At 43.9% G+C, this 24,504-nt stretch carries 20 protein-coding genes; 9 read left to right on the forward strand and 11 right to left on the reverse strand.

Going from position 1 to position 24,504, the window contains the following annotated elements:
- Positions 1 to 29 precede the first annotated feature (29 nt).
- The 5 genes from luxQ to OCU36_RS14495 all read right to left on the reverse strand — a co-directional run bounded on the left by luxQ (position 30) and on the right by OCU36_RS14495 (position 5,249).
- Positions 30 to 2,600, reverse strand: a complete 2,571-nt coding sequence (gene luxQ, locus OCU36_RS14475; RefSeq protein ID WP_261840275.1) for a quorum-sensing autoinducer 2 sensor kinase/phosphatase LuxQ — start codon at positions 2,598 to 2,600, stop codon at positions 30 to 32.
- Positions 2,600 to 3,694 (reverse strand): substrate-binding domain-containing protein, encoded by a 1,095-nt coding sequence (locus tag OCU36_RS14480; RefSeq protein WP_261840276.1) that lies wholly within the window; start codon positions 3,692 to 3,694, stop codon positions 2,600 to 2,602. The genes luxQ and OCU36_RS14480 overlap by 1 nt, the downstream gene beginning before the upstream one ends.
- Positions 3,695 to 4,000: 306 nt before the next feature.
- Complete coding sequence (locus tag OCU36_RS14485; RefSeq protein WP_261840277.1) at positions 4,001 to 4,315, reverse strand: GIY-YIG nuclease family protein; 315 nt, start codon at positions 4,313 to 4,315, stop codon at positions 4,001 to 4,003.
- Positions 4,316 to 4,328: 13 nt separating this feature from the next.
- Positions 4,329 to 4,985 carry a YceH family protein gene (locus OCU36_RS14490; RefSeq protein ID WP_261840278.1) on the reverse strand — a complete coding sequence of 219 codons (657 nt, stop codon included), beginning with the start codon at positions 4,983 to 4,985 and terminating at the stop codon, positions 4,329 to 4,331.
- Positions 4,986 to 5,048: 63 nt separating this feature from the next.
- A complete protein-coding gene (locus OCU36_RS14495; protein WP_261840279.1) occupies positions 5,049 to 5,249 on the reverse strand; it encodes a hypothetical protein in 201 nt (66 codons plus the stop codon).
- Between the two features lie 195 nt (positions 5,250 to 5,444).
- Between OCU36_RS14495 and OCU36_RS14500 the strand changes: the two genes are divergently transcribed.
- Positions 5,445 to 5,759: a DUF496 family protein gene (locus OCU36_RS14500; RefSeq protein ID WP_261840280.1), complete on the forward strand. Its 315-nt coding sequence runs from the start codon at positions 5,445 to 5,447 to the stop codon at positions 5,757 to 5,759.
- Positions 5,760 to 5,939: 180 nt separating this feature from the next.
- Here the strand turns inward: OCU36_RS14500 and OCU36_RS14505 are convergent, their stop codons facing one another.
- Complete coding sequence (locus OCU36_RS14505) at positions 5,940 to 8,501, reverse strand: hybrid sensor histidine kinase/response regulator (protein WP_261840764.1); 2,562 nt, start codon at positions 8,499 to 8,501, stop codon at positions 5,940 to 5,942.
- Positions 8,502 to 9,274: 773 nt separating this feature from the next.
- On the opposite strand from OCU36_RS14505, the gene OCU36_RS14510 reads away from it, so the two are divergent.
- The gene (locus OCU36_RS14510; RefSeq protein ID WP_261840281.1) at positions 9,275 to 10,729 is read left to right on the forward strand and encodes a glyceraldehyde-3-phosphate dehydrogenase; all 1,455 of its coding nucleotides are present in this window, start codon (positions 9,275 to 9,277) and stop codon (positions 10,727 to 10,729) included.
- Positions 10,730 to 10,958: 229 nt separating this feature from the next.
- On the opposite strand, the gene OCU36_RS14515 is transcribed toward OCU36_RS14510, so the two are convergent.
- Positions 10,959 to 12,014 (reverse strand): hybrid-cluster NAD(P)-dependent oxidoreductase, encoded by a 1,056-nt coding sequence (locus tag OCU36_RS14515; protein ID WP_261840282.1) that lies wholly within the window; start codon positions 12,012 to 12,014, stop codon positions 10,959 to 10,961.
- A 110-nt stretch (positions 12,015 to 12,124) separates the two neighbouring features.
- Positions 12,125 to 13,786, reverse strand: a complete 1,662-nt coding sequence (gene hcp, locus OCU36_RS14520; protein ID WP_261840283.1) for a hydroxylamine reductase — start codon at positions 13,784 to 13,786, stop codon at positions 12,125 to 12,127.
- A 273-nt stretch (positions 13,787 to 14,059) separates the two neighbouring features.
- On the opposite strand from hcp, the gene OCU36_RS14525 reads away from it, so the two are divergent.
- Positions 14,060 to 14,290: a hypothetical protein gene (locus OCU36_RS14525; RefSeq protein WP_213865175.1), complete on the forward strand. Its 231-nt coding sequence runs from the start codon at positions 14,060 to 14,062 to the stop codon at positions 14,288 to 14,290.
- Between the two features lie 53 nt (positions 14,291 to 14,343).
- Entirely contained in the window at positions 14,344 to 15,507 is a 1,164-nt protein-coding gene (locus tag OCU36_RS14530) for an alpha/beta hydrolase (protein ID WP_261840284.1), read from the forward strand.
- Between the two features lie 125 nt (positions 15,508 to 15,632).
- Here OCU36_RS14530 and OCU36_RS14535 read toward each other — a convergent pair whose 3' ends face one another.
- From OCU36_RS14535 to OCU36_RS14545, 3 genes are all read right to left on the reverse strand, one after another.
- Positions 15,633 to 16,247, reverse strand: coding sequence for a LysE family translocator (locus OCU36_RS14535; protein WP_261840765.1), 615 nt, complete (start codon positions 16,245 to 16,247; stop codon positions 15,633 to 15,635).
- Between the two features lie 120 nt (positions 16,248 to 16,367).
- A complete protein-coding gene (locus tag OCU36_RS14540) occupies positions 16,368 to 17,288 on the reverse strand; it encodes a LysR family transcriptional regulator (RefSeq protein WP_261840285.1) in 921 nt (306 codons plus the stop codon).
- Entirely contained in the window at positions 17,282 to 17,743 is a 462-nt protein-coding gene (locus tag OCU36_RS14545) for an Lrp/AsnC family transcriptional regulator (RefSeq protein WP_261840286.1), read from the reverse strand. The genes OCU36_RS14540 and OCU36_RS14545 overlap by 7 nt, the downstream gene beginning before the upstream one ends.
- A 254-nt stretch (positions 17,744 to 17,997) precedes the next feature.
- On the opposite strand from OCU36_RS14545, the gene yjeH reads away from it, so the two are divergent.
- The 5 genes from yjeH (at position 17,998) to OCU36_RS14570 (ending at position 24,436) form a co-directional block, all read left to right on the forward strand.
- Complete coding sequence (gene yjeH, locus OCU36_RS14550) at positions 17,998 to 19,263, forward strand: L-methionine/branched-chain amino acid transporter (RefSeq protein WP_261840287.1); 1,266 nt, start codon at positions 17,998 to 18,000, stop codon at positions 19,261 to 19,263.
- 641 nt (positions 19,264 to 19,904) lie between these two features.
- Entirely contained in the window at positions 19,905 to 21,143 is a 1,239-nt protein-coding gene (gene codB / locus OCU36_RS14555) for a cytosine permease (RefSeq protein ID WP_261840288.1), read from the forward strand.
- A 9-nt stretch (positions 21,144 to 21,152) separates the two neighbouring features.
- A complete protein-coding gene (locus tag OCU36_RS14560) occupies positions 21,153 to 22,430 on the forward strand; it encodes a cytosine deaminase (RefSeq protein WP_261840289.1) in 1,278 nt (425 codons plus the stop codon).
- A gap of 355 nt (positions 22,431 to 22,785) precedes the next feature.
- Complete coding sequence (gene cspE, locus OCU36_RS14565) at positions 22,786 to 22,998, forward strand: transcription antiterminator/RNA stability regulator CspE (RefSeq protein WP_004730009.1); 213 nt, start codon at positions 22,786 to 22,788, stop codon at positions 22,996 to 22,998.
- A gap of 421 nt (positions 22,999 to 23,419) precedes the next feature.
- Entirely contained in the window at positions 23,420 to 24,436 is a 1,017-nt protein-coding gene (locus OCU36_RS14570; protein WP_261840290.1) for a GGDEF domain-containing protein, read from the forward strand.
- The last annotated feature ends 68 nt before the right edge of the window (positions 24,437 to 24,504 follow it).

Raw genomic sequence — 24,504 nt, forward strand, 5'->3', positions numbered from 1 at the left:
GTCTGTTCACCGATTCTTCCCCCCTTAGGCTAATGGTTAGCATCATTCCAATAAGACTGTTTAAAATGCACAAAAGCTTGGTGCAGCGACTCTTCTTTAATCGGTTTGACAATCACGTAATTCGCTCCCGCAGCCATAAAACTGTCTCTGGTCGACATTTGAGCATCAGCCGTGCACGCGTAAATTGGCGCAGTAACATTCAGTTCATCTCTTAGCTTCTGAGTCGTCTCTACACCACCGAGATTGGGAAGTTGATTGTCCATCAAGATAAGGTCAAAGGTCGTGGTTTTCGCCATTTCTATCGCGGCTAAACCGTCCTTTGCCCAAGTAACGTCCATTCCATACTTTTTGCAGAAAGCCTGGGCAATAAAGGCATTGGTGTGATTATCTTCGACTAGCAGTACTTTTAAAGACCGATTAAATAATGCACTGGTTTCGATATCCGTTTGGGACTTAACGTCCAATTGTGGCTTGGAATTCAGTTCCACTGGAATGTCTATGATGAACTCAGAACCACGATCTTTAACACTGTTTACTTGTATGCCCCCCTCTAGCATATCGACTAGGTTCTTTACAATTGTTAACCCAAGGCCAGTACCACCATACTCACGAGTCGTGGTCTCTTCTGCTTGCATAAAAGGTTCAAAGACAACGTCTATTTTACTTTCATCAATACCAATTCCGGTATCTTTTACTCGAACAATCAAGTTCGCATGCTTGGAATTGCAAATATTTTCTAGTTCAAAACTGATTGAAATACCACCTTGATGCGTGAACTTAAGCGCATTACTCAGCAGGTTAAACATGATTTGGTTCAAACGTATTTGGTCTGTGTTTATCTCAATATCATCCACTAAGTGGTTTACAATCGTCAACGAGATAGCCTTACCCTCACAAAGTGGGCGATAGACACTTTCTAACATATTGACCAACTCACCTAAGTGAAAGTCTTTCTTTTTAATATTGAACTGACCTTGCTCTATCTTTGAGAAGTCTAAAATATCGTTCAGTACCGCCAATAAATGCTCCGCACTATTGCAAAGTACATCAACCTGACCTCGATTATCTTCATTGTGTAAAGAGCGCTTCAATAACTGAGAAACACCCAAAATACCGTTGAGTGGCGTGCGAATCTCATGGCTCATCTTCGCTAAGAAATCAGTACGGACGCTGGCAAGATGCTCAGCTTCTTCTCTGGCTCGATCAGCCTGTCTCTCTGCTTCAATCAGTTTTGTAATATCTTGTCCTTGTACCACGACACCTGTGATGCCGTGCTCAACACGAATGGCTGACATATTCCAACGAAACACCTTCTCACCAATGGGGACGTTAATGCCCGTCAGCTTCGCGCCTTGAGCCACCATGTGAATATTTGGCAACATTCGTTGCTCAAATTCTTGAGCCATCGCACTATAGTTGTTATCTCCATCAAACAATGTCATGCGCGCTGCTGGGTTCATCTGAATTAAGTCACCTTTCTCTGACCAGACCAAAATAGGAGAGTGAGCGAAGTTAAAGAGGTCTTGAAACTTCTGGTTCTGTTCCGACAAGCGCTCAAAGGTGTCTTCCAAGGTACAGCCAATATGATGAAACTCGAAAATATTGGACCCTGCGAACTTATTATACTCTTCGCCATTACTGACTGAGCGAGTAAAATGCATTAACTTATCTAACTCTCCCGCCACCCTTCTTTGAATCCAAGCTCGCGCAAAATAATACATGAAGATAATCACCACAAGCACCGCCAGGATTGCATGCTCGTAGTTCCGCTCTAACGCAATGAAGTTCGTATTTTTTTGCACAGCTCGTATGGTAATGGGGGCTTCAACGGCGTTGATCTTAATCGTCGCAATTGTCACGAAATGACGGGGTAATTGTTCGTATATTTTATAGTTGAGGATGTCTTTTATCGTATAGCTTTCATCACCACTTAATGTCGATGTCACTGCACTATCATGCGCGACAATAACGATATTTTCGCAATTACTGCCGCGTTGAATCGATCCCGCAAGAGAGAAGTTGTTATCAAGTACGATGGCAATATACAACTGGCCAAGAACCTCGCCGGTCGGATTATCAATGATCGGAGTTCTTCTAACTAACAAGTGGCGTTCACCACTACTGGTCGTTAACTTTAAAAAATGCCAATTACTATTGAACGATACCTCGTTAGAGATCGTCTCAAGTGAAGCATGATCTAACCCATAAAATTGACTGTTCCCATCTTCCCAAACTAAGCCGCTATGAGTATACGCAAAGCGTAAATCAGGAGCATACTCCGGCTCATGTTGGTCTAAGCCAATGAAAAAGTTGCTCAGAGCATCTTCGTTTTTGGTTCTAAGAAACTCGCTAATAATCTCACTGTGTGAACTACTGTCTTGATAAATTTGCAGTACAGACAAACGGTAATCAAACATGTTTTGGATTAGACTAGAAGTTTGTTGAACTGTTCGATTAGTCTCTTGTTTTACGATACTACTGCTGGTCTCATAATTATGGATAAGTACGCCAAGCGCCATCACGCCTATCACTAGAATAATGATTCGCGTAATTAATTTGGCTAAGGTGTTCCTTGGTGTGTTGGCATATCTTTTGTTCATTATTGATCTGAGTACCTAAATGCTCGCTTCTTAAGTTCTGAAATGCGTTCTGCCGTATCATCTTTAGTCACAACTTTAAACTCACCCGAGTAAACCGTAGGAACTTCCGCCCCCTCAAGGTCCCATTTGATGGCCTCAGCCATTGCAATCCCCGTATCGTCATTTATTCTCATAACGGTCACATCTAAGTCGCCTTTTTCAATAGCTTCAAGCTCAGCTGAGCCGCCTCCCCAGCCGTTGATTAAAATATCGCTACCTGACTCACGAATCGCCTTTACTGCCCCCAGAGCGACATCCGTTGAACATGCATAAATAAAGTCTAGATCCTTATCTTTCGCAATGCTGATTTTAGCGGCTTGATAGCCACTTTCTTTGTCTGATTTTGTGTAAAACGAAGACTTGAGAATAAAATCAGTATCACTATCTAACTCATGGATAAAAGTATCCCCGCGAGCATCACTGATATGACCTTCAGACCGATATAGAACGGAGTATTGACTACTTGGTTTCGCTACCGATTTAAAATAATCCGCCAACATTAAACTGCCTATCACATGATCAAACCCCACATACATGAGCGGCTGCCTATCCGCCCACACTCGTACTGGTGTTGTGATATTTTGTAGAATCAGTTTGGTGTCTGTAGAGTTCAGTACGTGCTCAATAAACTTGCGATGTCGCGTAGTATCTAACGTGAAGATCAAGTAATCCATCTTGTTTTCAATCGCCTCTTTCAGCGAGATACTTTGTTGAACCAAATCAGCATTAACACGAGTAAACACTTGATTTATTTTATAATTAATACCTAACAAATCGAGACGCTTCTCAAAAGCTTTGATATTTCGAACCCAATAATCGGAGATCTGTTGGCCTGGATACACAACAGCAATCGTAACAGGCTTGTCTTGAGAACGCTTCAAAGGCACTGGGGAACTCTTCACCGCTTCAATCATTTTATCGGTTAGCGTTTTTTGTTCGGGGAACGTGGAAAGGTACTCTTGGTATCCCCAATAGCCATTAAGGACATGGGTTTCATCAGAGAGGGCGGTCGCGGAAAATACGGCCAGTCCAAACAACATCAATAAACGTTTCATATTTTTCTCGTTTTATATGAGCTACTTTGGCTCATTTTTGACCTAGCGTGACACCATCTCTTTGTACGGCTGGACGATATTATGTAGGACAACGATGATAAATGATAGCGTCTAAAAATCACGAAGAACGCACTCTAAATGAGTGATGTGTCAATTTGAAATTAAGAGTCGAGGTGATGAGTGAAGGTATCAAGTCATCCCAATATCAGAGAAAAAATGATCTTTTACATTTCAGCCCTTGACTAAAACGTTCGTGAAGCTTCCAACGATTTATGAGTCGATTAATGATGGATATCTGGCCATGAATTATGAGATTTCGATATACTGAATTTTGTCTTTGTCCCACTCAATCATTAATTTGCGTGATACCAAATTTTCTTTACGAGATTTGGGCCATTGTTTAATCGCATATTCTGTTTTCAACGCTTCACTTTTTGAACGGACAACTAAGCTCCAAACGAGTTCAAGTGGGCCTTTCCCTTTGAGGGCTTTGGCTCCTTTGCCTATTTGATGTTGTTTAAAACGACGTTGCAAATTATTCGTCACACCACAATAAAGGGCATTATGGCTATTGCGGATCAAGTACACGACCCAATCCGCACTTTTATCAGACTCAGACACAGACACAGACATTTTAAAGCAGTGATTCAACCAAAGCTTTCAGCTCAGCGACTTCAGCTCGTAGGTTTACTATTTCGGCTTCGAGTTCTTCAAATTTTTCGTGGGTTGCAGAAGGTATTGGCGCACTCACAGATGCCGTCGAACATGCTTCAACATCAACCTCACCACTCAGTAAATGTTGGTAACGAGATTCACGCTTACCCGCTTCGCGTGGTAGTTTTACCACTAAAGCGCCCGCCTCTCTCGCAGCTAGCTTCTCAAGTGTAGTTTCTACTTCTTTTACGTCACTGAAATTTGCGAGGCGTCCCGTTCGAGTGCGAAGTTCACCCGGTGTTTGCGCACCACGTAATAACATGCAACAGATGATGGCGCGCTCTTGCTCTGTGAATTGCAGATCACCGAATTCAGTATTGCAGAAACGATGTTGATACTTGTTTACGCGACTATTGAAACGGCTTTCGTCGCTCACCATACGACGCGTTATCAAACCATCAACCGCATCTAAAACCTCGGATTCTGACAGAGAAAGAACGGGATCGCGGTTGCTTTTTTGGTTACAAGCCGTTGTTAAGCTGTTCAGCGTCAAAGGGTAATGATCAGGGGTCGTAACCTCTTTCTCGATCAAACAGCCAATAATTCTCGCTTCAATAGGGGAAAGTACTGTATTCATCGTTTTTCCTTTTTATTATTTTAATCATTCCATCCCAACACCTAACAATGCAGTCACTGATGACTAGTGCTCAGACAGAATGGAGACTCGTTTTTTTCTGCCTTGTTCGTCAATCATTATGATCTTAGAACGATTTAATTCTATTTCTACGACTTCCATATAAGTACGCTCTTGTACATACGCATCACGAAGCTTTTGTTGCTCGGTTGAAGGTTCTGTCACATTGTCGTCCAAATCTTTTGTTTCTCGTTGCTGTTGATTCATTTCACATGTCGTATCAATGCAGGATCTAGATAGGATACTAACTTGAACCGTTAGAGAAAAACAATCACACATCAGCGAGAATGACGAATAATTAAACAACCTTCCTTTTGCTTTGATCTAAAGACTGTTACATCATCAATTGATGTGCTTTAATCAGAACCAGACAACGTATTTGACGATTAGGAAAAGGTATCTATGAGCAGCGTATTTGAAATTGTTAGCCAAGCACGACGTAAGAATAAACTGAAACGTGAACTTTTAGACAACGAAAAGAAAGTTCGTGACAACCGCAAGCGTGTCGACCTTCTTGATAACCTACTTGATTACATCAAGCCAGAAATGACGCATGATGAAATCCTAGGCATTATCAAAAACATGAAAGCTGACTACGAAGACCGTGTTGATGATCACATCATTAAGAGCGCAGAGATTTCTAAAGCTCGTCGCGACATCAGTCGTCGTATTCGTGAGCTAACAGAAGAAGACAAGCAAACTCAAGGTAAGAAATAATCTAACCTCGTTAATTGACTTGCAAGAATATTAGAAGCCCACTCTTAGTAGTGGGTTTTTTTGTACGTTAATCTTAGCCTCTATGACCAACTCTAAACTCAAAATAGGCTCTGATTGACTTTGTTTACCCTTCCGAACAAGAGTCATGAGCCCCCGGAAATAGATTCAACCCTATATTGATTAGACAATATTGAGGCGACTGAATAGGTCGTATAGCTGGTGGGATTTATAAGGTTTTGGCAAGTAAGCGTTCATGCCCGCCGCAAAGCAATCTTTGATGTCTTCTTCTAACACACTGGCCGTTAGGGCTATAATTGGCATTGGTGTAGCTTGCTGCTCAAGTTCCCATTGTCGAATGGCTTGAGTCGCGGTAATTCCATCCATCACTGGCATCATACAATCCATTAAAATAGCATCAAACTGAGCGCCTTGCGTGATCGCATCTACGGCTTCCTGCCCGTTACTGGCAATCAAGTATTCGTAACCCGCTTGTTTGAGAAAGAAACTCGCTATCTTCTGATTCATTAGATTATCTTCTACAATCAAAACACGTCGATTCAGAGAACGAACTTCTTCTTTTTGCTCCGCTTCCGGAATGGCTTCTTCTCCTGCATCAAGCGATCGCAGGCTACTTAAGAATCGTCTTCCCAAAAATGGCAGCGTATGGGTCGAGTGAACCATCTCAGGTACTGAATTGCTTTTAAATAAGTGATGCTGGCAAACGATAACAGGAGAAAGAGGATATCGTCCCTTGAGCGCCACCAGATCTTTCTCCATCGGATGATGCTGTGTATAGCAATAAAGTATGACATCACTTGCTTCCACGTTTTCATCGAGATCCAACACCGATGCAACAATATGGGGGCGAACATTCAAGCGCTTACACTCTTTCACCAGTTGATCGAGATAGTGAAAGGAGTTCGAGATAATCGTTATGGTATTTAAGGTGTTGAAGCGATGAATATGGGCTTCAACGGTGTCAACATACAAACAAAAAGTGAACGTTGTCCCCTCGCCTTTTATCGAATGCGCTGTAATAGTCCCCCCCATCAAATCAGCAAGTTGCCGACAAATTGCAAGCCCTAACCCTGTACCACCGAATTGGCGAGTAATACTGCCATCTTCTTGAGTGAAGGGGTCAAAAATAGAGTCAAGCTTCTCGGGTTCAATCCCCACACCGGTATCAGAAACACGGCATTCAAGCTTACCTCGCCCCAAAGACATCGGGGTATACGCAATATCCGTTGCAATTGCGCCCTTGGACGTAAACTTGATGGCATTAGAAAGCAGATTGGTCAGTACCTGTTTAACGCGATACTCATCAAAGAACAATTGAGGTGGTATTTGGGAGTCGATATTAATATCAAGCTCGATCCCCTTACTTGCCGCTTTTGATAAGATGATACTCACTGAGTCATAAACCACTTCCCGCAAGTCGGCATTATTTGGCGACAACATTAAATTGCCCGATTCAATTTTAGACAAATCGAGGATGTCATTCAGTAGAACCAACAATGAGTGAGAAGACGATTCAATGTCTCTCAGCACTTCTTGTTGATTCGCACTCAATTGGCTTTGCGATAGAATCTCCGTCATACCGACAATTCCGTTGAGTGGTGTGCGTATTTCATGAGACATGTTCGCTAAAAATGCACTTTTGGCTTTATTTGCCGAAACCGCATTTTCTTTTGCTTCTATCAACTCTTGGTTGTGTTGATGATTGCGCTCCATCACTCGATTTAAGGTTTGAGTAAACTCAGCAAGTTCATCGTTCCCCTTAATGGCAATAACCGTGGGTTTACCGTAACTATTCGCACACTCGGAAACCCCTTTTAAGATCAGAGATAAGTTTCTATTTAAGCGCAGCGACGTTGCGATACCCAACCACAACAGAACACTTGAAACCGTAATAATCAACAGTGTCATCACCAAAGCTTGTCTTTTCTGCAACGCAATATTTCTGGCTAAATTCGATTGCAGTTGTTGAGTGTAAGCGCTAACGGCTTCTGAAATAGCCTGCTTCTTTCTCTCTAAGACTTCAACATGCTCATATATATCTGGTGACGAAACATCTCCTTTTAGGAGTCGCACTTTAAAATCATCTTGAAATTGATCTTTGGAGAAAGTGTCTAACAGTTTTCTCATAGCCGACGAACGACTACCTGATCGAAAAAATGTATCTAGCAACTGTTGTTGCCTTTCTAAAGCCCCAACATAGCTTGATAAGTATTGACTGTTGAGCTCTGGCGAACGATACAAACGGTAACTTAACCACACTTCTCGCTGAGTCCAAAACACATAATTGATAAGATTAACAAACGTCGCATCGGCCTGGCTGATGTTTTCATCGGCTAAGGTAATACGGTATTCAGACAGCTCCATTAATACGTCTTTTAGCAAATCAAACGCACGCTCTGCCAACTGTATTTGGCGAAGACTTTGGTTCGTACCAGCCAGGCTCCCCAACACACTCTTAAGTTCCACCATCTGTGGTTCGACGCTCCAGTTGGCGTCAACTTGCTGAAGTTGTCTTTGGTACTGAGTGAGCCTATCCAATTCCGCTTGTAAGGTTAAAAGTAACGGGCTGGCCTCAGAGGAGTCATTCGATAGAAACAGCCATCGATAAGCACCACTTGAGATAGCATTAAAAGATTGAAGTGCAGCAACCTTAATCCGTGTTGTTTCAAGGTGGTTCATCTTCTTTTCGTTCTTTAACACCTCATTGGCTGTAAACCCAAACATGATGAATACAGAAACTACAGACAGAAAAATAAGACGCCATCTAATTGACATATTTATCATTTTTATAACGACTCCCTTCCCGACGAAAATCTTACCCAACCTTTTTAAGAGTAGAACATTACAAGAGATTATTGATCTAATTGAATATCAACCAACGATACTCTGGTTCAAATATGAGCATTCATCATCAACGAATACGGGTCTCTAAACTTTAAAACTGGGCGATATTTCTTTAAATCTTTCTGTAAAGAGGCGTGGATCGGCAATAAAAAATGAAATTTGTGAGGTCGAATCGTTTGCTTGATCGCTTTTTCGCACTCAACTTTGGCTTATACCCCGATCAAATAGGAAAAACGCTTGCTTCATTCATCTGTTGTTTACCATTTAAATGTAACTTGAGCAGGTGATCACACCCTTGATGAGCGCTCTCCCTAATTACAAGCCATATTTTGATGTGAGTATTTTTTGGCGAAAAACAAGTGCTACAAATCATTAAAGTCAATAGGCTTTATCTGTATAGAAAGCCCGTATTTTCGCGATATAAACCCAAGTTAACAGCTAATCTAGCTGTCTTTATTTTTCCTAGCAGAATAACCCTTCAGACCCTACAATCCCGCCACATAAAATTTACAAGTTATACACAAGGCATATCGAGCGTATTTAAAGTGGCATTAAAGATCACTATCGCTTCGATCACTCAATTCCCCGATGCACTATGGCGAACCAACACTCGCAGTGCTTTCAAAAATTAACGTGAAAGGTCCCGAGTAAAGATGAGTCCCGAAAAGCACCTCCAAGACTGGCAAACAAGTCAAACTATTGCAGAATCCATCGCTCCTACTTTAGGTCAGTTGTATCGCCAAAAAGGCGTTGAAGTTATCCTCTTTGGTAAGACCCTAGTTAACGCGACCACTATCGATATTATCAAAGCTCACCGCATCGCAAAACGTTACACAGGCTCAGCACTCACCACAGAGCAAACTCAACCTATCATTCAACACCTTCTCTCTATGGACTTGTCTCCATGTCGCATCGATGTGGGTCGCCTTGCGCATGCATTCTGGCAAGATCGCGAAGACACACATGGGTTGGATGATTTCCTACAAACGGCACTCATCGAATCGCTTGAAGGCGACGCGATGACAGAACCTCGTGACGTTGTACTGTACGGTTTTGGTCGTATTGGCCGCCTGCTCACTCGTCTATTGATCGAGAAAAGTGGCCCGGGTTATCCACTTCGTTTACGTGCAATCGTTGTACGTGGCGGCAAAGATGGCGACCTAGAAAAACGTGCTAGCCTACTTCGTCGCGACTCTGTACACGGCCAATTCAATGGCAGCATTGTTGTAGACCAGCAACGCAAAGCGATCATCGTTAACGGTAACTTCATCCAAGTTATCTACGCAAACAAACCACAAGAAGTGGATTACACGGCTTACGGTATTGAAAACGCACTTGTGGTTGATAACACAGGCGTATGGCGTGACACGGAAGGCCTGAGCCAACACGTTGCGTGTAACGGTGCGAAAAAAGTTCTACTGACTGCGCCAGGCAAAGGTGACATCAAGAACGTGGTATTTGGTGTGAATGAAAATGTTATTCAGCCAGAAGACACGATCATCTCTGCAGCAAGCTGTACCACCAACGCAATCACGCCAGTACTGAAAGCGGTTCACGACAAGTTTGGCGTGCTGTCTGGTCACATCGAAACGGTGCACTCATTTACCAATGATCAAAACCTAATCGATAACTTCCACTCAGGTGATCGTCGTGGTCGTGCTGCTTCATTGAACATGGTTCTAACATCGACCGGCGCTGCTAAAGCGGTATCAAAAGCGATGCCAGAAATGGAAGGCAAGCTAACAGGTAATGCGATTCGCGTACCTACGCCAAACGTTTCAATGGCAGTAGCGAACCTAAACCTTGAGAAAGGTACAAACAAAGAAGAGTTGAACGAGTACCTACGTGAAATGGCGCTGTCTTCTGCTTTGTCTGCACAAATCGATTACACAGACTCGACTGAGATTGTATCTACAGACTTGGTTGGATCTCGTCACCCAGGAGTGATTGACGGTGTGGCGACTATTGCACAAGACAACCGTGCCGTGCTGTACATTTGGTACGATAACGAGTTTGGTTACAGCTGCCAAGTTGTTCACTGTATGGAACAGATGATGGGTGTCCGTTACAAGACATACCCTAACGTTGAATCAACTTCGCGCTTATAGATATTTCCAGTACAAAAAGCGCCACAGCATAATAACGATATCTGCGAAGGCTGAGAGGGCTTAGCTTCGCCCCCTTTTGCTGTACTTCCTCGTATCGACAAGAGGGTTGCCACTTAGATCTGTTCTCTCTAACGGATCTAGGTGGCCTTTTTACATCTAGCGCCCTAACTTTTATCTCGATGACAAGACCTTGTCTTCATCACTCTTGCAAAGCCACACTTCACGTCTGTTATAACGCCACCTCAACATCTGACTGAATCGAGCTGGAACACGCAAGTACGTAACCCTGTTCAATCTGTTCTGGTGTCAATGTCTCTTGGCTGCTTGATTCCACGGATCCTTTGGTCACTTTGCATTTACAGGAACCACAAATCCCACTGCGACAAGCGATAATAATTGGCACGCCTGCTTTTTCTAATGAATCCGCCAATGGGGTGCCCGTTTCCGCTTCCACTTCTGCGCCAAATGCAAGAACAAATACCTTAACAGCACCGTTTGAACCCGCAGCCGCTTCCGCCTGTGACTCTTCTGATTGAGCATTCTGAGTAGCAGGCGTAAAGCTTTCTTGATAGAAATTATCCATGTTGAACTCAAGTTCTTTCAGATAACTTTCAATATCTTGCATGAAACCCACAGGCCCACACAGGTAAACGGTTCTCTCTAAGATATCTGGGCTCAGTTTCGCCAACCCGTTTTTATCTAAACGACCTTGAGGGGCGGTTGTTCCTTCGTTATCTTTTAGCAGCAGTTTTAAGTTGAAATTGGCATGTAATTCATCGAGCTGATGAAGTTCTTGAAAGTAGATAGTCTCATGCCGATTACGCGCTATATGAACAAAATCGATGTCAATCTCACCGCCTTGAGCCAGCCAATATTTTACCATCGCCATCACAGGGGTGATCCCGCACCCCGCGCTGACTAAAGTGACTTTATTTGTCGCTGTTGGCATGCAATCAATGCAGTTAAACGCGCCTGCTGGCTTCAATACAGAAACCTCATCACCTTCATCAAGCTCATCAACAATAAAGTTCGAAACCAAACCACCTTCCACACGCTTTACCGTCAGTTTCAGTCGGTTATCTTCAGGACAAGACGCTACAGAATAAGCACGGTAATCCGTTTTCGTCGGCGTCTCCAAACCCAGAGTAACGAATTGCCCTGGCTTAAAATTGAAACGTAAGTCTTGTGGAATACTGCCAAGCTCAAAGCTGACCGTATCTGGCGTCTCGTGCCATTTCTTTAAACACACTAAATTGATTGAATCGTTATCCGACCATGCATACATAGTTCGTGTACCTTACTGATGATTAAATGACTAAAGAGTTAAATCGAAAAAGCCCCGCCGCTGTTTGTTTTAGAAAACATCACAACAACGAGGCTTAGAGTTGGCTTAAATTAAGCCGCTAAGATTGTTTTAAGATCTTGCTCTGGCGTTGAGATAGAACGCATATCGAACTCATCTTGAATAATCTTCAGTAGGTTCTCGGTTAGGAAAGCGGGTGCGGTTGGGCCGGTGTAGATGCCTTTCACACCAAGCGCAAACAGGGTAAGCAGGATAACGATCGCTTTTTGCTCGAACCAAGAAAGAACCAATGTTAGTGGTAGTTCGTTGATACCACAATCAAACTCTTGAGACAGTGCAATAGCCAACTGAATCGCAGAGTAAGCATCGTTACATTGGCCCACATCGAGCAGACGTGGAATACCGTTAATGTCGCCAAATTGGTTTTTGTTGAAACGGAATTTACCACACGCCAATGTCAGGATAACTGAATCGTCAGGCACTTGCGCTGTGAAGTCTGTGTAGTAACTACGCTCAGATTTGTCGCCGTCACATCCACCCACTAGGAAGAAGTGCTTGATGTTACCTTCTTTCACTTGCTCAACCACCGCAGGCGCGGCTTCCATCAGTGCATTACGACCAAAACCGACAGTGATCATTTGCTCGATCTCGTCATGCTTGAAGCCTTCTTGCGCGAGTGCACAATCGATCACTGCACTGAAATCATCACCTTCAAGGTGAGCAACACCCGGCCAGCCTACGATGCTACGCGTAAACAGGCGGTCAGCGTATGAGCCCACATCTGGGTTAAGCAGACAGTTAGATGTCATGACGATCGCACCTGGGAAGTTCGCAAATTCTTTTTGCTGGTTCTGCCAAGCGCTGCCGTAGTTACCCGCAAGGTGTGGGTACTTGTTCAGTTCAGGGTAGCCGTGTGCAGGTAGCATCTCCCCGTTGGTGTAAACGTTAATGCCCTTGCCTTGCGTTTGTTGAAGGATCTTTTCTAGATCATGCAAGTCGTGACCAGACACAAGGATACAGTGACCTTGCTTCGTCTTCACATTCACGGTTGTTGGTTGAGGGTGACCAAATGTATCTGTCTCGCCTTTATCCAGCATTTCCATGACTTTGTAGTTCATCAAGCCAATCTGCATAGACGTATCTAACAGTTGTTTTAAATCTGATGGATCCGTACCTAGAAAAGCCATGATTTCATGGTATTCAGCAAAGATAGCATTGTCAGTTTGACCAAGAACACGTGCGTGCTCCATGTAAGCTGCTGCACCTTTTAGCCCGTAAAGACAAAGAAGGCGAAGACCAATCACATCTTCGTGTTGAGAGTCGTGACCACGGTTTACCGCCGCTTGAGGGGCTAGTGCCAATAACTCTGAAGAGTCCGTTGGCAGATCGAATTGCGCAGCAGCTGAAAGTGCTGGGATTTCAAAACCGATCAACGTAGCAGCCGCACGTACCTGTTGTTCTAAACGCTGCTTAAACTCGTGAGATTGCTGTGCAAATTCAATGATACGAACAGGGTCGAAGTTAACGTTAGTCAGTGTTGCGAAGAACGCTTTTGGTGCCCACTCGTCGATTTCAGTATCAATAACATCACAAGCACGGCCCAAATTGGCCCAAAAAGAAACACCTTGAAGAGAATGCACCAACACGTCTTGAAGGTCGGATACTTCCGACGTTTTACCACACATACCTTGTGCGAAAGAACAGCCTTTTACGGTTGGGGTTTGAATGGTTTGTTCACATTGAATGCAGAACATATAGGGCTCCAGTAATTTTTATTAACGGTAAATACTTTGCTTACCGTGACTTATTGCGAACTCTATAGAGCATCAAGCGTGCCAACTTTTAAATCACTGATTTTATTGAACTTAGTTTTTATTCCATATTTTTTATGCGTGATTATGACTGCATATAAAACCCACAACAGCACACACCCGAGTCATAATGACTCTCGGAAATTAATTAACGGTGTTCATGTTTCGTTCAGAATAGAAGCGATAAAGTAACAACATAGAAAAAGAGGAATGAATATGAAAAATATATTAGTTACGATTGTTGCATTGTTTACAGGCCTTTTGGCGTTATTCACAAGCTTGATCCTTGCAATTCCTTTAGCTATTGCAGCTTTAATTACTGGCAAGCGCATTCAGAATCAAATGAAGAAACAAGGTTTCGCAGCTCACATGAACACTCGTCAGTCATCAACCCATGATGCTGGTGTTATTGAAGGTGAATACGAAGATCTTTCAAGCAAAAAGTAACCTAAACTCTAGTTTCAAACAGAATGTAAGCACAACAGAGACAAGATGACATAATGCAAAGAAAGCCCCTCTTAGCACTGCTGGCCTTAACGACTTTAAGTCTCGTTGCTTGCTCCAACGAGACACCGATACCCGCTTACGAAACATCGCCAGACTTGCCTAGCTATCAGCAAGATAGCTTTGATGCCTACGTCAATGAAACTCAAGATTGGCTATGGAAAAACCGCGTGTTCATGACCGAAGACAAGCAACTCGAGATCCAACTCAATTCACCAACCGAGTATCAACCCACCTCGCCAAACGGTAAGGCGGTGTTATTGGTTCATGGATTAGGCGACTCACCTTACTCATTTAAAGACATCGCTACCCATTTGGCAGAGCAAGGTTACTTAGTGAGAACCGTATTGCTACCAGGTCACGGCAGTCGCGTGGGTGACTTAATGCAGCCAAGCTTAGAAGATTGGCAAGGGGTGGTGGCTCATCATACGAAGTTACTTGAGCAAGAGTATGATTCTGTTTGGCTAGGCGGCTATTCAACGGGTGCAAACCTCGTGACTTCACAGGCGATGAACGATCCAAAGATCTCTGGGTTACTGCTGTTCTCTCCGGCGTTTCAACCGAGCTCGTCTGCTGTTCAATACGCGGGGCTAGCAAGCTACTTTATCACTTGGGCTGATCAAGATCCTGAAGATAATATTTTGCGTTACAACTCATTGCCTATGAACGGTGCCTCGGTTTACTACGAGACATCAGAAGTCGTACGTGATGACTTACAAGATAAGCACTTCGACAAACCCGTGTTTATTATGATGAGTGAAGGCGACAGCGTGATTGACACCAACTACGTTCAGCAAGCGTTTACTGAATCGATGCCGAATCCAAATAATGTGTTGGTTTGGCAAGGAGAGACGACTCCCGAGGATCCTCGCGCTGTTCAGTACAGCATGAAAATTCCAGAGCAACGTATCTCGAACGGCTCTCACATGGGCTTACTGTTCTCACCAAACAACCCTTACTACGGAATCAATGGTAGCGAAAAGATTTGCTCCAATGGTCAGGCAGAAGGCTTTGAAGAACAATGCAACGCAACCAGTGAGGTTTGGTACTCAGCTTGGGGCTATCGTGAAGACGGCAAAAACCATGCACGTTTGACTTACAACCCCTACTTCTCAGAGTCGATGGCGAAGTTGGATGCCGTGCTAAATTCTGAAGGCTAACAAACTCAAATCTGTCACAGCCAAACATAGAAATCAAAAAGGCTCACTAGATAATGTCTAGTGAGCCTTTTTTAATGTGTATTGTTTCTCGTGAATGTCTCGTTACTTATTCTTATCGCGCATTGCTATATCGTCCACACGACACGAACAGCAAGCAGGATCAACACCACGCCAGATAGTCGATCAATCAACTGAGCTTTCGAGCGAATACGTTCAACAATCAACGGACTAGACAGTACCAAGGTGATAAAGGTGTACCAAAGCCCATCAACAATCAGCGGTGTTGAAACAATAATCACTTGATTGCTGAGCTCGTTACCTAACGCCACAAATTGGCTAAACAGAGCGATAAAGAACAGCGCAATCTTAGGGCTCAAGATAGAAATCAAGAAAGCCTCGCGAGCAGACTGTATGTAACTCACCTGTTCACCCGCTTCTAATTTCGCGGCAACACCACCTTTCGAACGCAATGCATTTACGCCGAGATAAAGCAGATAAGCCGCACCCGCTAAACTAATACCTTTAAACAACATGGGTGATTGCTCAAGCACAACGGCCAAACCAACAATGGTTGCGAACGCATAAATACCGATGCCCGCGGCGTGTGACCAAGCTGCGATAAGCCCGTTCATACGGCCACCAGCTAAACTGTGCTTAGCGATCATCGCCAAGCTTGGGCCCGGAGACATGGCCCCCAACAAGCAAATCGCTAATAAAGAAAACCAAATTGTTACTGTCATCATTCCATTCCTAATAAAATAAAGCGTTCCAGCTGAACGCTCTACGCTTAATACTTGGCACTGACCATAATTCGCAGGAGGTATTATTTGAAATCAAAGATTATCATCACACCTATGATTTCAAGTCATACTGATATTGTAACTCGACTTTTGCATGGCTTGGAATGCTTTTTCCCGCGCCCATTTGTGAGCAGAGTCGTTGTCATATTTAGGGTGCCACATTAACCAATAGGTATGCATTTCCGTATTAAATGGCAATGAAAAGTAGCTAGTATCGAGGTGTCGACCTAGGTTATAGGCGATATGTTCTGGCACGATCATCAGATAGTCGTCTTGCATTAACACAGTGCCAGCGGATGAAAAGAACGGGACCTGCAAAGCCACTCTTCGTTTCAGCCCTTGCTTCTTCAATGCTATGTCCGCGTAGCTGTCTTTATCTCCACCACCTGTCACTTTGATGTGAGAGTAGTGAACAATATCTTCTGCACTCAACACCGCTTGTTGAGCCAATGGGTGCGACTTGCGCATCAAACACACCGACTTATCTTCGCCAAGTTTGATGCTTGAGACATGTTCAGGCTTTGTGGGAAACATACTAGAAGCCAAGTGAATCCCCGAATCGTTCAGTGCTTCAAGGTAGTTTGGCTGCCACAGGCGATAAGCCAAATTGATGTTCGGCGCTTCAGCGGACACCTCTGCCACAATCACTGGAAGAATATACTGAGCGACATAATCACTCGAAGACAACACCAATTCACCTTGCCAGTCTTGCGGTTCGAAGGGTTTATCATCTAACAGGTGGTCAAACTCGCCAAGCAGGTCGTCGAGTTTGTCTTTGAGTAGCAGTGCACGGTTGGTCGGCACCAGTTTATTACCATCACGGACCAGCAAAGGGTCACCACACAAATCTCGTAACTGGCTGAGTTGACGGCTCACCGCGGATTGTGTGATATGCAGGCGTTGGGCAGACCGGCTTACATGACACTCTTCAAGAAGTACATGCAGAGAGCGCAGTAAGTTTAAGTTGATATTGCCTAACATGAATGCACCGTCGCATTCTGTTTGTTGAAAAACTCGGTCAAAACCGTATGAGTCATTAAGTGGCGCAGATCTGGATAGCTTTGCAGCTGATCGCGAACTCGGTTCAAGCTCTCCATACTTTCAACTTCAACATAAAGCATCATATCGGTCTCACCGCTAATCGAGTGGCACCATTGCACCTCATCGATACTCTGGATTTGTTCCGCGTAAGACTCACAACTATGGTCACTACTCGACATGTCGAACTTCAACAAGATATAAGCGCACACATTCTTTGGTTGGTTAGGCTCTGCCACTTGAGCGCAGTAGCCCGTAATCACTTTGTCGCTTTCCAGTTTCTTGATTCTGGCGTTCACCGCCGAGCGCGAGAGGCTGACATCTCGGGCGATATCACTCACTGAACATCGTGCATTGGTTTTGAGAATAGCCAAAATCTGACGATCAAATTTATCCATGCTTCTGATTCTTTCCACTTACTGTTCTATTTATAACGGCTAATTTGACACAACTTTCCTACTTATAACAGCCATTCTGACAGCCGACACTTTCACGCTGAATCGGATTAATACCGTTAAAATGACGGTCTGTTACGACGTTTCGCTAGCTGTATTATTGATGTCGACAATGTATGCTCTCAATCATAGCTTCACACACACCAGAAGAAAGTTACTGGAAGACCGTGATCAAAATCAAATAGCTAGGAGAGCGAATGACACAACTCAAACAAGAAATCACGCTTATTTCAGGAATCGGACAACTGTCGACGACCTTGCTAGGCACGGGATTATTTATGATACCTGCGATCGCAGCAGGTATTGCCGGACAGTTGTCTCTACTCGCTTGGTTAATCCTATTTATCGCTATTTGCCCGATTGCACTGACCTTCGCAGCATTAGGAAAACGCTACCCGAATGCGGGTGGCACAGCCTACTTTGTGCGTCAGGCGTTCAATGAGCGATTAGAAACCAGCGTGGCATGGTTATTTGTGAGCGTTATTCCTGTCGGTATTCCAGCGGCCATTGCGTTGGCAGGTGGCTTTGCTCAACAATTGTTACCCACCCCTCTCGACACCCCACTGGGTGCTCAGTCCTTTACCGTCGCTCTGCTTATTGCCGTCAATTTACTGGGCAGTAAATCTTCTGGCCGCTTACAAACCGCAATTGCGTTATCGATTTTCGCCTTGGTTAGCGCTTTTGTCTGGAAAGCCGACATCACGGTAGCCGATGTGACTCTTCCAACCATCTCGTCCGATTCAATGTGGTCTATCGGCGCTGCTTTGGCTGTCATGTTTTGGTGCTTTGTCGGAATAGAAGCTTTTGCCCACATGGGAGAGGAGTTCAAAAATCCACAACGTGACTTTCCAATCGCCATCATTGCAGGCTGTTTTGTTGCGGGGTTAGTGTACTGGGCTTGTTCCGTCGTGATTCTTAAACTGGGCGCTTACGGTTCACCTGAATTCGATGCGACATCCATTCCTTGGGTAACAGAGCAACTGTTTGGTAATGGCTTCAAGACCGTGATTAGTGTGCTTGGGTTCTTTGCTTGCTTTGCCAGCCTCAACCTTTATACACAAAGCCTATCACGAATGATCTGGGCTCAAGCTCGTCAACATGCTCCTACAAGTAGAATGGCTCAACTGAACAGCCGCGGCGTACCACTTTACCCAACGTTAGTAATTGGCTTTGTCGTGCTTATCTCGTGTGTGATTGGTGAACTCTCTAATCTGGACCTTGAGTTCTTTCTCAAGCTCGCCAACGGTATTTTTGTTCTGGTTTATCTGCTCGCGATGTTAGCCGCTTGCCGATTGCTGACAGGCGCATCTAGATACACAGCCATGCTCTCATTGGTCATCTGTACCTTGGTGTTTATCTGTTTAAGTTGGTCGATGCTCTATGCGGCAACCATTTTTGTGACATTGTCACTCCCCTGGCGCCAGTGGTTGGGTAAACCCACAGTCTCTATCGACAAGCTGTAGTCATTTTAAACAATGGGTAGAGCCTCCTGAATACTATCGACTATCTGTGCTACCTTAAGTTATCAACAGATTACGGCTTTTTTTTGCAAAATGCAATTGCACTTTGCAAAAACACATTACAAAAACGCAAATCTGGTGCTCAAATACGCACCAGATTGCTATAAAACTAACGTTTTTACGTGATTTTAAAAGTTGGCACACTAACTGCAATGAACATATTGACCCTTCTTAAGCCGAGGGTCACCTAGCCAACTGACGTTGTTAGTGAACCTACTCTTGTTCACAAAATATATAGGCCAATTGCGAGTATTGCGATTGGCTATTTTTTTGCCTGTCGTTTGGCTCACCGCTCTTCTTTCGATACAGATACCCGTTCAAATATCATAACAATCAATATTCCAGGCCAACCAAGAACAGTCGATAACGAATATGTTATAGAAAACGTTTTCTATTTTTTTTTTTGAAAAAACAGCAGAAATTAACCTTATGTTTTATATGACAATTAATACCATAACTGATTTCAAATCACCTTTACTGATAAAATTAGCATTGACTATGTGATTTATATCACCATAATGCGCACGTTTGCCTGCAATATGGCGACCGTTAATTTTAATTTTGATCATTTGCGGAGGTAAAAAATGGCTGCTGATAATAACTACAGTCTAGGGCCGGTTCCTACATCGGCTAGGAAAGGAGTCGCTTCACTCACCATGGTAATGCTAGGACTCACTTTCTTCTCTGCAAGTATGTGGACAGGTGGTTCACTCGGGACAGGTCTTTCATTCAACGATTTCTTCCTCGCCGTTCTCATCGGTAACCTAATCCTCGGTATTTACACTTCTTTTCTTGGCTACATCGGCTCATCTACTGGCCTCTCTACTCATCTTCTTGCTCGTTTCTCTTTCGGTACTAAAGGCTCATGGCTTCCTTCTGCGCTACTTGGTGGTACACAAGTCGGTTGGTTTGGTGTGGGTGTTGCGATGTTTGCTATTCCAGTACAAAAAGCAACCGGCATTGATACTAACACCTTAATTATCGTATCTGGCTTGTTGATGACGGGTACGGTGTATTTCGGTATCAAAGCACTCATGGTGCTTTCAGCGATTGCGGTGCCTGCAATTGCGATTCTGGGTGGTTACTCAGTACTGACTGCCGTGCACAGTGTGGGGGGACTAGAGCAACTGCAACTGATTAAACCTGAGACGCCAATGGACTTCTCAATGGCTCTGGCAATGGTTGTTGGTTCGTTCGTCAGTGCGGGTACGTTGACCGCCGATTTCGTTCGCTTCGGTAAAAGACCAGCGAGCGCAGTGTTAATTACCATGGTCGCGTTCTTTATCGGTAACTCGCTGATGTTTATCTTCGGCGCAGCAGGCGCAGCAGCAACCGGTCAAGCTGACATTTCAGATGTGATGATTGCGCAAGGTCTACTGCTTCCAGCCATCATCGTGCTTGGCTTGAATATCTGGACAACCAATGAAAATGCACTTTATGCATCAGGTCTTGGCTTTTCTAATATCACCGGCCGCTCAAGTACGACAATGTCTATCATTAACGGCATTATCGGTACGATTTTCGCGCTTTGGTTATACAACAACTTCGTTGGTTGGTTAACCTTCCTTTCGCTAGCGATTCCACCCATTGGGGGCGTAATCATCGCCGACTTCTTCGCGAACCGCAAACGTTACAAAGATTTTGCAAATGCAGAGTTCCAAACCGTTAACTGGGCTGGCATTATCGCGGTAGCAACAGGCGTAGCCGCTGGTCACTTCCTACCTGGCGTTGTTCCTTTGAACGCCGTGTTAGGTGGTGCTATCAGTTACCTCGTGCTTAATCCTCTATTGAACAAAACAGCTCTGAAATCTCAGGCTGCTTAAGGACACACTATGACAACCTTATTAATCAAGAACGCGAAACTTCAAGACCAAGAGGGCTTGAAACAGATTCTGATTGAAAATGGTCAATTTTCTCGCATTCTCGATAATGACGCGCCAATCAATCATCAAGGTGAGATCCTTGATGCTGAAGGTGGCATTGCCGTTACTCCTTTCTGTGAACCGCACATCCACCTAGATACCACTCAAACCGCCGGTGAGCCGAACTGGAACATCTCTGGTACTTTGTTTGAAGGTATAGAGCGTTGGGCCGAGCGTAAAGAACTGCTATCAATCGAAGACGTGAAGTCTCGAGCTAAGCAAACACTGAAATGGCAGATAGCTAACGGTGTTCAACACGTTCGTACACACGTTGATGTGTCAGACCCAACACTCGTTGCGTTAAGAGCGATGGTTGAAGTTCGTGAAGAGATGAAAGAGTGGGTCGACATCCAGATCGTTGCATTCCCTCAAGAAGGCATTCTTTCATACCCTAACGGCAAAGAGTTACTTGAAGAAGCCGTGAAGATCGGCGCTGACGTTATTGGGGCTATCCCTCACTTCGAATTCACTCGTGAATACGGTGTTGAATCTCTGCATTACGTGTTCGAACTGGCACGCAAGTACGACTGCCTGATCGATGTTCACTGTGATGAGATCGACGACGAACAGTCTCGCTTTGTGGAAACATTAGCCGCCCTTGCTCATAAGTTTGAAATGGGCGAGAAAGTAACCGCTAGCCACACCACAGCAATGGGGTCGTACAACGGCGCTTACGCATCTCGTCTATTCCGTCTATTGAAGATGTCTGGTATCAACTTCGTGGCAAACCCGTTAGTGAACATTCACTTGCAGGGCCGTTTCGACGATTACCCGAAACGCCGTGGTGTCACACGCGTAAAAGAGATGCTCGCGGCTGATATTAATGTGTGTTTCGGCCACGATGATGTGTTTGACCCATGGTACCCACTGGGTACAGCGAATATGCTTCAAGTCTTACACATGGGTCTGCACGTAACACAGGTTATGGGCTACGACCAAATCAACACCTCACTTGATTTGATCAGCAAGAACTCAGCTCGAACGCTTAACATTCAAGACAACTTCGGCATCGAAGAAGGTAAGCCTGGTAGCTTGCTGATTCTTCCTGCTGACAATGGCTTTGATGCGGTGCGCCGCCAAGTACCAGTCCAGTACTCAATACGCCACGGTAAAGTGATTGCAGAGACTCAACCAGCTAAAACAAAAATTAACTTAGATCAGACAGAAGATATCAACTTCAAACGCTAATCTCGTCTATACTTACCGAAGAGAAGGATACTGAGGTTGTCCTTCTCTACTATCGAGCTTGGCGAAGTGACAAAATCATCACTGTATCGGTGTTTTTTTGCCAGCCAGCACTACACAACAAAAAGAAGTATTTCACAATCTATGCGTGTACTTCTCGAAAGACTGTGTTAACATGCACTCGCTCTGTTAGCCGGAGTTATTTAAGTTAGATGAATAGTAAAAAATTGACATGTAAAATCGTTACCCGTTTTTGTAAGTAGTTTTTCCTTATTTCGCAGTAATATTAAATAATTCAATTATCAGCGCATTGCAGTAATGCAATCAACAATTAAAATTTATGAATAAGGGACAAATTATGTCTAACACAAATACTGGCACTGTAAAATGGTTTAACGAAGAGAAAGGTTTCGGCTTCATTTCTCAAGACAACGGCGGTGCTGACGTATTCGTACACTTCCGTGCAATCGCTTCAGAAGGTTTCAAAACTCTGAAAGAAGGCCAAAAGGTTTCTTTCGAAGTTGAAAACGGTCAAAAAGGCCTACAAGCAGCAAACGTTGTTGCTCAATAATTAGCTTCTAGCTAAAAAGAACTTTAAAGCGCTGATTTATATCGGCGCTTTTTTACATCTATCCATCAATCTTTCTCCCTCTTTAAGATTTCAAGCGACATCCTCTTAATCCGCCAAACCTTATAACTCAAAACTCAACATCCATGCTCTGGTCACAAAGTTGAGACAAATCCCCACGATAACCGGCTAATTTTGCCGTAACAAAAACCCTCTTTTGTAGCCCCGCTGATAAGTCGATGCTTAGCCAAATAGTCATCGGCATACTCGAAATTTCAATATGTATGCAATATATCCACACTATAAATGCGTGTTTTATGCGCTTCTAACTGCTAATTTCATAATTTTTAAAGCAAAATCCTTTGAAATCCGCTAACCTTGTCAACCAGTGGCTTGAGCTAGTTTAAAATATGCAGTAGAAATAATGAAAAAAGACGAATTTCAAAAATCCACCGCTAATCTAAAAAAAGCGGTACCTCTCATGATGAAAAATAGAGTGTCTACCACACCTGCAAATTACGCACTCTGGTACACTTATGTGGATAATGCGATCCCACAACTGAATGAAGAGATGGATGGCATTCTTGAACACTACAGCATTTGCCCACCGGCTGTTAGTGAACAACTTTACAACGATTATGTTGCTAGCAAAGCTGAAACTAATATCAACGATCTTCGAGCGAATCTGGAATTGCTGGTTTCTGAAGTTTCGAATTCGATGAACGATACGCTTATGGACACCTCTGCTTTCTCCGATATGATCGACAAAAGCTTTGAGGGTTTAGCTGGTGTTGATCATGATAGTTTCTCTATTGATGAAGTGATGTCTTTAGTCCGTCAACTCGTTTCAGAATCTCATCATATTCGCCACTCGACCCAATTCTTAAATTCTCAACTGAACGCTGCAGCGTTAGAAATCACCAAACTTAAAGCTCAACTTGTCGAAGTGCAAAGGGATGCGCTCTTTGACAATACAACAGGACTCTATAACCGTCGTTCTTTCGAACGAGATTTAGAAACCTTGTGTGAAGCGAAACAATCTTTTTGTTTAATCCTTCTCGACATCGATCACTTTAAAGATTTCAACGATACTTATGGCCACTTATTTGGCGATATGGTACTCAAAGGCATCGCTCGTAAACTGAAATTAAGTTGTCGAGACGGCATTTGTGCCTATCGATTTGGTGGTGAAGAATTTGCGCTTATCGTACCCAATAAATCACTCCGTATGACTCGCCAACTCGCTGATACCAATCGACGCTCTCTAGAAAAGCTGTCGATCAAAGACCGTCGCAGCGGAAAGCAAGTCGGCAATATCACAGCGTCGTTTGGTGTCGCTGAGCTTGAGCCTGGTGAAGCTGCTCAATCACTGATCGAGCGTACCGATAAACTACTTTATGAAGCGAAGTCTCTTGGCCGAAATCGAGTCATGCCTCTTTAGGTTTATCAATAACACGACTCAACGAAAACCAGTGAAACATTAATCAACATACGTTTAAAAAGAACATC

The sequence above is a fragment of the Vibrio artabrorum genome, assembly GCF_024347295.1.
GTDB lineage: Bacteria > Pseudomonadota > Gammaproteobacteria > Enterobacterales > Vibrionaceae > Vibrio > Vibrio artabrorum.

What these genes read in the sequence shown, in the direction of transcription:
- OCU36_RS14510 (WP_261840281.1), top strand. Translation starts at nt 9,275, where the DNA reads ATGAGTCCCGAAAAGCACCTCCAAGACTGGCAAACAAGTCAAACTATT.
- OCU36_RS14545 (WP_261840286.1), bottom strand. Translation starts at nt 17,743, where the DNA reads ATGGATAAATTTGATCGTCAGATTTTGGCTATTCTCAAAACCAATGCA.
- OCU36_RS14570 (WP_261840290.1), top strand. Translation starts at nt 23,420, where the DNA reads ATGAAAAAAGACGAATTTCAAAAATCCACCGCTAATCTAAAAAAAGCG.
- OCU36_RS14525 (WP_213865175.1), top strand. Translation starts at nt 14,060, where the DNA reads ATGAAAAATATATTAGTTACGATTGTTGCATTGTTTACAGGCCTTTTG.
- OCU36_RS14480 (WP_261840276.1), bottom strand. Translation starts at nt 3,694, where the DNA reads ATGAAACGTTTATTGATGTTGTTTGGACTGGCCGTATTTTCCGCGACC.
- cspE (WP_004730009.1), top strand. Translation starts at nt 22,786, where the DNA reads ATGTCTAACACAAATACTGGCACTGTAAAATGGTTTAACGAAGAGAAA.
- OCU36_RS14505 (WP_261840764.1), bottom strand. Translation starts at nt 8,501, where the DNA reads ATGTTTGGGTTTACAGCCAATGAGGTGTTAAAGAACGAAAAGAAGATG.
- hcp (WP_261840283.1), bottom strand. Translation starts at nt 13,786, where the DNA reads ATGTTCTGCATTCAATGTGAACAAACCATTCAAACCCCAACCGTAAAA.
- OCU36_RS14535 (WP_261840765.1), bottom strand. Translation starts at nt 16,247, where the DNA reads ATGACAGTAACAATTTGGTTTTCTTTATTAGCGATTTGCTTGTTGGGG.
- OCU36_RS14515 (WP_261840282.1), bottom strand. Translation starts at nt 12,014, where the DNA reads ATGTATGCATGGTCGGATAACGATTCAATCAATTTAGTGTGTTTAAAG.
- OCU36_RS14500 (WP_261840280.1), top strand. Translation starts at nt 5,445, where the DNA reads ATGAGCAGCGTATTTGAAATTGTTAGCCAAGCACGACGTAAGAATAAA.
- OCU36_RS14540 (WP_261840285.1), bottom strand. Translation starts at nt 17,288, where the DNA reads ATGTTAGGCAATATCAACTTAAACTTACTGCGCTCTCTGCATGTACTT.
- yjeH (WP_261840287.1), top strand. Translation starts at nt 17,998, where the DNA reads ATGACACAACTCAAACAAGAAATCACGCTTATTTCAGGAATCGGACAA.
- OCU36_RS14490 (WP_261840278.1), bottom strand. Translation starts at nt 4,985, where the DNA reads ATGAATACAGTACTTTCCCCTATTGAAGCGAGAATTATTGGCTGTTTG.
- OCU36_RS14560 (WP_261840289.1), top strand. Translation starts at nt 21,153, where the DNA reads ATGACAACCTTATTAATCAAGAACGCGAAACTTCAAGACCAAGAGGGC.
- OCU36_RS14530 (WP_261840284.1), top strand. Translation starts at nt 14,344, where the DNA reads ATGCAAAGAAAGCCCCTCTTAGCACTGCTGGCCTTAACGACTTTAAGT.
- OCU36_RS14495 (WP_261840279.1), bottom strand. Translation starts at nt 5,249, where the DNA reads ATGAATCAACAGCAACGAGAAACAAAAGATTTGGACGACAATGTGACA.
- luxQ (WP_261840275.1), bottom strand. Translation starts at nt 2,600, where the DNA reads ATGAACAAAAGATATGCCAACACACCAAGGAACACCTTAGCCAAATTA.
- codB (WP_261840288.1), top strand. Translation starts at nt 19,905, where the DNA reads ATGGCTGCTGATAATAACTACAGTCTAGGGCCGGTTCCTACATCGGCT.